This window comes from Moorena sp. SIO2C4 (assembly GCF_010672485.1).
GTDB lineage: Bacteria > Cyanobacteriota > Cyanobacteriia > Cyanobacteriales > Coleofasciculaceae > Moorena > Moorena producens.
This window is the reverse complement of record NZ_JAAHGN010000188.1, coordinates 1-9150: the sequence shown is the minus strand read 5'-3', so window position 1 is coordinate 9150 and position 9150 is coordinate 1. Positions and strand designations below refer to the sequence as shown.

Here is a 9150-nt window from a genome sequence, read left to right as displayed (position 1 = left end):
ATAGCTGATAGCTGATAGCTGATAGCTGATAGCTGATAGCTGATAGCTGATAGCTGATAGCTGATAGCTGATAGCTGATAGCTGATAGCTGATAGCTGATAGCTGATAGCTGATAGCTGATAGCTGAAAAAAAATCAGCCAATTATAACGGATTTAGCTCCCAAATAATTAAATCAATAAAAATCAATAAAAATCAATAAAAATTAATAGATGGTAAAGTAATAATCTGGACTATCCTGAACTCTCCAATTAAGTAAACTAGTTAATAAACTTATTATTTATTTATTAAATACAGGTATAATTTAGAGTTAAGCTACTGCTGTAGAATTGGCGCTGAATTCAGAAAGCCAAGAAAACCTTTAGCTTAGCATCTATAACTGCCAAGCAAGAGCTTCACATCCTTCCAAATCGATTATGACACATAGGGAAATTCGTAGCATTACCGTCAAGGTGGTCAATGGTGATCTAGACATAGCAGCTTACCTGGCAATGCCGGTGGCAGAAACACCTCTTCCTGGAATTGTGGTGCTGCAAGAAATTTTTGGGGTGAATGGCCATATCCGGGATATCACAGAACGATTTGCGAAAGAAGGCTATGTTGCGATCGCTCCCGCACTCTATCAACGCCTTGCTCCAGGCTTTGAGACAGGTTACACCATTGAAGACATTAACATTGGCAAGGAATACAAGGAACAAACCAGAGCAGCGGAACTCCTGGGAGACATCCAAGGGGCCATCGGTTACCTGAGGAGTCAAACCCCTGTGCAAGATAACCCCATCGGCTCTATTGGCTTTTGTTTCGGGGGTCATGTTGCCTATCTGGCTGCTACCTTACCCGATATTAAAGCTACTGCTTCGTTCTATGGTGCTGGGATTACTACCATGACTCCTGGCGGTGGTGAACCAACGATTACTCGCACACCAGAGATTAACGGTACACTCTATGGTTTCTTTGGGATGGAAGATGCTAGCATTCCAGCAGAAGAGGTTGATCAGATTGAGGCTGCTCTTGAGAAAAATAAAATTAATTATCGTGTCTTTCGTTACGATGGAGCAGACCACGGATTTTTCTGTGACCAACGGGCTAGCTACAATGAAAAAGCAGCTACTGATGCTTGGCAAAACGTTTTGCAGCTGTTTAGGGAAAAACTTGACTAAACTGTCACCGGCTCCCAACTTTTTAAGCAGCTGCTCCTATATCAGAAATCATTACTGATTTTAAACCGTTAATCATCATGAATTCAAAATCAACCTCTTCGACCACCAGCAATTCATCCTTTTCTATGGATGATTTTGCTCAAGCCCTAGAAGAATACGACTATGAGTTTAAACAGGGACAGGTGGTACGTGGCAGAGTACATAACTACGAAAGCGATGGTGCTTATGTAGACATCGGTGGTAAGTCCCTGGCTTATCTACCAATTAGTGAAGTTTCCTTAGAATCGGATCTGGATTGGTCGGAAGTACTGCCCTTGAATGAGGAAATGGATTTCCTGATTATTCGGGAGCAAAATGCTGATGGTCAAGTTACCCTTTCCCGGCGTCAGCTGGAGATTAAGCAAGTTTGGGATGGGTTAGTTGAACTCCAAGAGAATGGAAAATCATTAGATGTCCGGGTTTCTGGAGTGAATAAAGGTGGTGTCACCGTGGATGTGCGGGGATTGCGGGGATTCATTCCGCGATCGCACTTGAGTCAGCACGACAATCTAGATTCCTTGATTGGTCAGAAACTAACAGTCAATTTCCTAGAAGCTGATCGCGATCGCAAGAAGCTAGTGCTTTCTCAGCGGGAAGCTGTGCGTGCTGCTACTTTCTCTGAGCTAGAAGTGGGACAATTAGTGGAAGGTAAAGTAGCTGCGATCAAGCCCTTTGGTGTGTTTGTGGACTTTAATCAAACCAATGGCTTGCTGCACATTAAGCAAGTAAGCCAAAGTTTCGTTGAAGACCTCTCCAAAGTGTTTGAAATCGGTCAAGTGATCCAGGTAATGATTATTAACTTGGATGAAGGCAAAGGTCGTATTTCTATGTCTACCAGGGTTTTAGAAAATTACCCAGGAGAAATGCTCGAAAAGATGGCAGAGGTAATGGCTAGTGCTCCAGCTCGTGCTGAACGTGCTAGGCAAAAACTATTACAAGCATAAGTTAGGTCGTTTGAATCGATCATGTTTTTTGTTTCTTGTTGACTGTTGACTGTTATAGCGCTACGCTTAGCGTCAGAAATTAGAAGTCAGAAGTCAAAGGTGCGCTTACAGTCGTCGAATTAAATTCGCCACGGGTCGCACCTAAAAGTAAGCGATTACTTAAGTTTCGGAGTTTAGGAATGTCAAACATCTGAATGCGTAGTGCTATAACTGTTGACTGTTGACTGTTGACTGTTGACTGTTGACTGTTGACTGTTGACAGTCAACCGTGAACCGTGAACCGTGAACTAAAATACCTGATGAATCAAAACAATAGCCCAATCCATACCCTTACCGTAGATATTGGTGGCAGTGGCGTTAAGGTGATGGTATTAGATGAATTGGGTAATCCCATCACCCAACGTAGTCGCTTAGAAACACCCCAACCTCCTAAGCCGGATGCTATCATTCATGCGATCGCATCCCTAGCTCTCGGACAAGGGGATTTTGAACGGGTATCGGTGGGATTTCCTGGAGTGGTGCGCAATGGGATAACCTATACAGCGGTAAATCTCGATCCTGATTGGCACGAATTTGATCTCGCTACTACCCTATCTCAACGCTTAGGCAAACCGGTGCGGGTAGCTAATGATGCCGATGTGCAAGGATTAGGAGCAATTACTGGCAAGGGAGTGGAATTGACGATTACCCTAGGCACAGGGTTTGGTTCGGCTTTATTTGTGGATGGCAAGCTGGTGCCAAATCTGGAAATGGGACACCATCCTTTTCGCAAAGGGGAAACCTACGAAGAACAGTTGGGGCGAGCGGCTTTAGAGAAAGACGGTAAGAAGAAATGGAATAATCGGCTCCAAAAAGCGATCGCATCCCTAGAGCGTTTGTTTAATTATAATTACCTTTACATTGGTGGTGGTGAAGCCAAAAAAATTAACTTTGAGCTACCCCCCAATGTCAAAGTAGTGCCCAATGTCGCTGGGTTATTGGGGGGTATTGCTTTATGGCAGGATTAGAAAAACCCTTAAATACTATAGCGCTAAGCTATCAGCGTGTCGCGTATCAGCTATCAGCGTGTCGCGTATCAGCTATCAGCGTGTCGCGTATCAGCGTGTCGCGTATCAGCATATGCTTATGATGGACTTTTCCCCAGACTTTCAATTCTCATTAATATCGAACTATTAAATTCTATCGTTTGCCCATTGCGCATTGGCGCACGCTACGCTGGGTTTATTTTAAGCATTAGGCTGACCGCTGACCGCTGACTGCTGTTCGCGCAGCACCTCAAGTAGCGCATATGCTTACTACTAGAGTGCTAAGCTATAGCTTTTCCAGCATAAACCTGCGTGACAAATTCCCGAATTTTCTGCTGATATTCGGCAGTAGCAACAGTTGTCAAATCATTGTGACCTGCATCAGGAACTAGCCAAAGCTGTTTAGGAACTGTAGCAGCATCGAACAAGACTTGACTCATCCTAGCAGGAACTGTGGTATCATTAATGGCATGGATTAAGAATATAGGTCTTTGGATTGACTTGATTTTACTAATTGAGTCAAACCGCTGGGTAAGCAGAAGATCGATCGGCAAGAAACCATATTTTCCCTCATAATATGCCATATCCCGCATGGAAGTAAATGAGCCTTCCAAAATCAAGCCTGCCATTTCTGGATTACGCACCGCTAGATCAATCCCGATTGCTCCCCCTAAGGAATAACCATAGACAAAAATATCTTGGGGATTGATGCCTCGTTGTTGGACTAGATAATCCCAAGCCACTTGAGCATCTTGATAAAGTTGGGATTCCCTAGGAAATTTCCCCTCGCTGCAACCATAGCCTCGGTAGTCAATCAGGAGCAGCGATAAACCGACCTGATGTAACCGTTGGGCAATTTCAAGATATGACCCAATATTACAGGCATTACCGTGCAGATATAGCATCACCTTACTGTCTGGTGAGTCAGAGGGAATCCACCAGCTGTGAATTTTCTCAACCTTACCCTTAGTGGATATTGGTAACCAAACCTCTTCGTAAGGCAAACCGAAGTCAGCTGGTGTATTTTCAATCACTGAGGCAGGAGAAAATATTAGCCGATTTTGCAACAGCAACACGGAGGTACAAACTAAGGCGTAAGCGATCGCTATAAATCCTGCAACAATCAACATAATCAATTATCTTCATACTTCATCCTTCATCCTTCAAAACCGGTTGGCTTAGATGCCATTCGGTTGCTTGTTCATAAGCATAACCTACTTGAAATAGCTGGTCTTCGCGCAATACATTACTAATCAATTGCATGCCAATTGGTAATCCCTGTTCATCAAAGCCACAGGGTATACTCATCCCTGGTAACCCAGCCAGGTTAACTGGAATAGTCATCAGGTCAGTCAGATACATACTTAAAGGGTCTTCTGTCTTTTCCCCAGCTTTAAACGCTGTGGAGGGAGCTGTGGGACAGACTAGCACATCGACCTTGTCAAAGGCTGCCTCAAAATCCTGTTTAATCAGAGTACGAACTTTTTGGGCTTTGAGATAATAGGCATCATAGTAACCAGCGGATAGGGCATAGGTTCCTAGCATAATCCGGCGCTTGACTTCTGCACCGAACCCTTCAGCACGGGTTTTGGTGTACATAGAAAGGAGATTGTCAGCATCTGATGCCCGTAAGCCATATTTAACCCCATCGTAGCGAGCTAGATTGGCTGATGCTTCTGACGGAGCAATAATGTAGTAGCAAGGCAAACCATACCGGAATCGGGCACAGGAAATTTCCTGAATCTCAGCACCTAAGTCTTTGAGCTGATCAATGGCTTTAGTGACTGCTTTCTCTACTACTGGGTCTAAGCCTTCTCCAAAGGTTTCTGTAATAATGCCAATCTTAACTTTACCGTTAGATTTTAGGTCTGGTTTCAGGAATTGGGTATAGTCGGGAATGTCTACTTTGAGGCTGGTAGCGTCATTGGGGTCATATCCTGCGATCGCATTCAGTAAAATAGCGGCATCTTCTACAGTGCGAGCAAATGGTCCAATTTGATCTAAGGACGATGCGAATGCCACTAAACCATAGCGCGATACTAATCCATAGGTCGGTTTCATGCCAACTACTCCACAGTAAGAAGCCGGTTGACGAATAGAACCACCGGTATCAGAACCCAGAGCAATGGGACATTCCCCAGAAGCAACGGCTGCCGCTGAGCCCCCGGAGGAGCCGCCGGGGACATGGGATAAATTCCAAGGGTTTTTAGTAAGTTTAAAAGCCGAGTTTTCCGTAGAACTCCCCATGGCAAATTCATCCAAGTTGGTTTTACCTACCATTACTGCCCCAGCATCTTTGAGTTTTTGGGTCACTGTTGACTCGTAGGGTGGGACAAACTTGGCCAGAATCCGGGAGCCGCAGGTGGTCGGAATCCCTTGGGTACACATATTGTCTTTGATGCCAATGGGTATACCGGCTAAGGTACCGAGCTCTTCACCAGCTGCGATTTTCGCATCTACTTGACTGGCCTGTTCTAAAGCATAGTCTGAGGTGATGTGGAGGAAGCTTTGGACTTGAGGCTCTAGGGTTTGAATCTTATCTAGGGCTTCTTGGGTGATTTCTACAGCTGAGCGTTCTTTGTTGATTAGCTGTTTATGCAACTCGCGGACCGTGTCCATGCTTACTACCTTTACTGACTTAACCATTTCAACTCTAGTATTCTGACAAAAAATTCATGGCTTAGGGGTTTGGGCTCAGCCTTGAGTAAAGGGAGTAGGGAGTAGGGAGTAGGGAGTAGGGAGCAGGGAGTTGCGTAGGGTGCGTTAGGGGGGCCTTCATGTTTGGCCTCGTAGCCAGGGTTAGGTTGCTGCCCGTAACGCACCACTGCTGGGTCAAACAACTTTTAGAAGATGCACCCGATTTTGATTCAGGGAAATTGGGCGCGATGTTCCTTGGCCTTTCGGCCACGCTACGCGAACGGAACCGCTTCGCGAACGCATTATCTCCAGCACAACCGGTAGAGTTTTCTTCCTGGTCTAGTTCACAACTACATTATTAGAATTAGTAAGCCTATCTGGAATGATAGAAACAATCTTGTTTCCCGATTCCCGATTCCCGATTCCCGATTCCCAATTCCCGATTCCCTTTGCTATTAAAAATCCTATACAATTATTATTTATTTAATTCAATATAAATCATACGAGTTCGGATTGTAATTCCTTGGGTGGGAGAAGTCCAACCTACAATAAAATAATCTTCGATGGCATTGTCGATGGCAACTTTAGAGTGATCATAAACTGGTATACCAACCTTTTCAATATATTCCTCTGTTGTTTCATCAAGGCTAAAAATAATCGTTTGGCGAGCAATCCGATTCATCTGCTTAATAGCTGTTGCTGCGTCTTCCACAAACAGTAACGAACTTAAACAAAAAACAAAATCGTAGGACTGGCTATCAATTTCAACGAGGGCTGTTTCAATCGGCTTGTGGATGGTTTTATACCCTCTTTTTGCCGCAGAATCCAGCATCTTACTGGAAATATCAATCCCTGTATAGTCAAACTCTCCTTGTAACAATTCACTTAGGATACCTGTCCCACAAGCAATATCTAAAACACTGCCTTGATGGTGATTATGTCGATGGAAGATTTTAACTGCTTCATTTACATACTGGACATTAGAACTGGGGGCCTTTAACACCTCGTCATATTTGGCAGCAAATTTATCATAATAGTCTTCAGCACCAATTGTTGTTGACATAGTTTTTATTGATAAATTTATTAGATATAGTATACTTAATTATAACAGTTATAAATTGGTTGAGCTACATAAATTTTAAAGTTTAGGTAACAGGTAACAGGGAAGAGGAAATAGGGAATAGGTAACAGAGAAAAATCTGTATACCTGATTACCATTATCAACGCTATAAATGGCATTTTACCCCTTTGACAAAGTGGCGATAATGAGATACAGTACCTCACGATTGGTCTCCAGCTTCGACAGTATACTTCTCTATTCGCCGGTCAAGTGTTATACTAACCAGGGTCATAATCTCAGCTAATTTACAATCATAACCAGTCCCCCAAAACAGCGGGAGTAAAAGAGATAAAATCCGCAGTTGTGGAAAGTATAGAAAGCCGGAAAAATTTTTGAGATGAACGTTAACTTGAATAATCAGCAAGACAACTACCGTTGTATTCCTCAGCTATTTGAAGCACAAGTAGAACGAACACCGGACGCAGTTGCTGTAGTCTTTGGAAACCAGCAGCTAACCTACCGAGCCCTGAATGTTAAAGCGAATCAATTAGCGCACCATTTACAAACTTTGGGCGTAGAACCTGAAGTGTTAGTAGGGATTTGTGTAGAGCGTTCGGTTGAGATGGTGGTGGGACTATTGGCAATTCTCAAAGCAGGGGAGCTTATGTGCCCTTAGACCCCGCTTATCCCCCAGAGCGCCTAGCCTACATGCTTGAGCACTCCCAGGCATCGGTATTGCTAACTCAAAGCAAATTACTCTCTCAATTACCGAAACATCAAGCTAGTGTGATTTGTTTAGATACAGATTGGGAAATCATCTCTACCCATAACGAACAAAATCCTACTAGCAGCCTGACAGTTGATAACTTGGCTTATATTATCTACACCTCGGGCTCTACAGGTAAGCCGAAAGGGGTAGCCATGCCTCACCGTTCCCTAGTTAATCTGATCAAGTGGCAGCTGGAAGATACTGTAGTTGCTAACGATAGCAAAACACTGCAATTTGCCCCGATAAGTTTTGATGTTTCCTTCCAAGAAGTTTTCTCGACCTGGTGTGCAGGGGGAACACTGGTTTTAATCTCGGAAGAAGTGCGGCGCGACCCAGTATTTCTGTTAAATTTACTAGCAGAACAAGAGGTTGCCCGACTATTTCTTCCCTTTGTGGCTTTGCAGCAAATTGCTGAAGTGGCCGATATTTTCGGAATATTTCCGGCAAGTCTACGGGAAGTAATTACCGCAGGGGAACAGTTGCAGATTACTCCTGCGATCGCTAACTTGTTCGAGAAGCTAAACGATTGTACGCTACACAATCACTATGGCCCATCGGAAACTCATGTGGTCACCTCCTTTACCCTAAAAGGTTCCCCAAGCAGTTGGCCAGCACTTCCTGCCATTGGTCGTCCCATTGCTAATACCCAGATTTATCTTCTTGATCAGTCCCTAAAACCAGTTCCGGCTGGAGTTGAAGGGGAGTTATACATCGGTGGTGTTTGTCTAGCGCGAGGCTACCTGAACCGACCGGAAATAACTGCCAAAAGATTTATTGCTAATCCCTTTAACAAGGTAAAGACACAGAGCGTACGCCTCTACAAAACGGGGGATTTGGCTCACTACCTACCGGATGGTAATATCCAGTTTATCGGTCGTAAAGATGACCAAGTTAAGATTCGGGGTTACCGTATCGAATTAGGCGAAATTGAAGTATTGCTAAGCCAACACCCCAACCTGAAGCAAGCTGTGGTTTTAGCTAGAGAAGATAACCAAGACAAACGTTTAGTGGCTTATCTTGTACCTGGGCAATCCGAATCTGCACCTGTGGAAACAGAGCAAGTTCAGCAATGGGAAAAAGTATGGGATGAAGCCTACAGTAAGCCATCAGATGATTGGGAAGCTGGTTTTCATCTTGGTGGCTGGTACGATAGCTATACCGGAAAAAACTTACCAGAAGAACAAGTGCGGGAGTGGGTTGACCATACAGTAGAGCGGATTCTCTCCTTGCACCCCAAACGAATACTAGAAATTGGTTGCGGTACAGGTTTACTATTGTTTCGGGTTGCTCCCCATTGCCAATCTTATTGGGGTACAGATATTGCAGCTCAAGGACTCCGCTATATCGAAGAGCAAATAAAGAATAGTCCTTTAGAGAAATTGGTCAAGGTTAGCCATAGTCCAGCAGATGATTTAGAAGGAATAGACTCCGAAACCTTTGACACGGTAGTAATTAATGGAGTTATCCAGTTTTTCCCCAACATGGACTACCTGGTGTCCGTAATGGAAAAAGTGGTGA

General features: G+C 44.0%; 7 protein-coding genes and 1 pseudogene. 4 read left to right on the top strand and 4 right to left on the bottom strand.

Annotated elements, in window-relative coordinates:
* Positions 1–414 precede the first annotated feature (414 nt).
* The 3 genes from F6K20_RS12670 (at position 415) to F6K20_RS12660 (ending at position 3148) form a co-directional block, all read left to right on the top strand.
* Complete coding sequence (locus F6K20_RS12670) at positions 415–1158, top strand: dienelactone hydrolase family protein (protein WP_008190223.1); 744 nt, start codon at positions 415–417, stop codon at positions 1156–1158.
* 77 nt (positions 1159–1235) lie between these two features.
* On the top strand, positions 1236–2141 hold the full coding sequence (locus tag F6K20_RS12665) for a S1 RNA-binding domain-containing protein (protein WP_044495335.1): 906 nt from the start codon (positions 1236–1238) through the stop codon (positions 2139–2141).
* Between the two features lie 299 nt (positions 2142–2440).
* Positions 2441–3148 (top strand): ROK family protein, encoded by a 708-nt coding sequence (locus F6K20_RS12660; RefSeq protein WP_287294892.1) that lies wholly within the window; start codon positions 2441–2443, stop codon positions 3146–3148.
* Between the two features lie 299 nt (positions 3149–3447).
* On the opposite strand, the gene F6K20_RS12655 is transcribed toward F6K20_RS12660, so the two are convergent.
* From F6K20_RS12655 to F6K20_RS12640, 4 genes are all read right to left on the bottom strand, one after another.
* Positions 3448–4296: an alpha/beta hydrolase gene (locus tag F6K20_RS12655; RefSeq protein ID WP_287294890.1), complete on the bottom strand. Its 849-nt coding sequence runs from the start codon at positions 4294–4296 to the stop codon at positions 3448–3450.
* 19 nt (positions 4297–4315) lie between these two features.
* The gene (gene gatA, locus F6K20_RS12650) at positions 4316–5785 is read right to left on the bottom strand and encodes an Asp-tRNA(Asn)/Glu-tRNA(Gln) amidotransferase subunit GatA (RefSeq protein WP_071102723.1); all 1470 of its coding nucleotides are present in this window, start codon (positions 5783–5785) and stop codon (positions 4316–4318) included.
* An 11-nt stretch (positions 5786–5796) separates the two neighbouring features.
* Positions 5797–6006, bottom strand: a complete 210-nt coding sequence (locus F6K20_RS12645; RefSeq protein ID WP_287294888.1) for a hypothetical protein — start codon at positions 6004–6006, stop codon at positions 5797–5799.
* Positions 6007–6278: 272 nt separating this feature from the next.
* On the bottom strand, positions 6279–6866 hold the full coding sequence (locus tag F6K20_RS12640) for a class I SAM-dependent DNA methyltransferase (RefSeq protein ID WP_287294886.1): 588 nt from the start codon (positions 6864–6866) through the stop codon (positions 6279–6281).
* 406 nt (positions 6867–7272) lie between these two features.
* On the opposite strand from F6K20_RS12640, the pseudogene F6K20_RS39930 reads away from it, so the two are divergent.
* Positions 7273–9150 (top strand): annotated as a pseudogene (locus tag F6K20_RS39930) (amino acid adenylation domain-containing protein); the annotation flags it as partial.

Coding starts and splice junctions, on each gene's coding strand:
- F6K20_RS12640 (WP_287294886.1), bottom strand. CDS start 6,866: ATGTCAACAACAATTGGTGCTGAAGACTATTATGATAAATTTGCTGCC.
- gatA (WP_071102723.1), bottom strand. CDS start 5,785: ATGGACACGGTCCGCGAGTTGCATAAACAGCTAATCAACAAAGAACGC.
- F6K20_RS12670 (WP_008190223.1), top strand. CDS start 415: ATGACACATAGGGAAATTCGTAGCATTACCGTCAAGGTGGTCAATGGT.
- F6K20_RS12665 (WP_044495335.1), top strand. CDS start 1,236: ATGAATTCAAAATCAACCTCTTCGACCACCAGCAATTCATCCTTTTCT.
- F6K20_RS12655 (WP_287294890.1), bottom strand. CDS start 4,296: ATGTTGATTGTTGCAGGATTTATAGCGATCGCTTACGCCTTAGTTTGT.
- F6K20_RS12660 (WP_287294892.1), top strand. CDS start 2,441: ATGAATCAAAACAATAGCCCAATCCATACCCTTACCGTAGATATTGGT.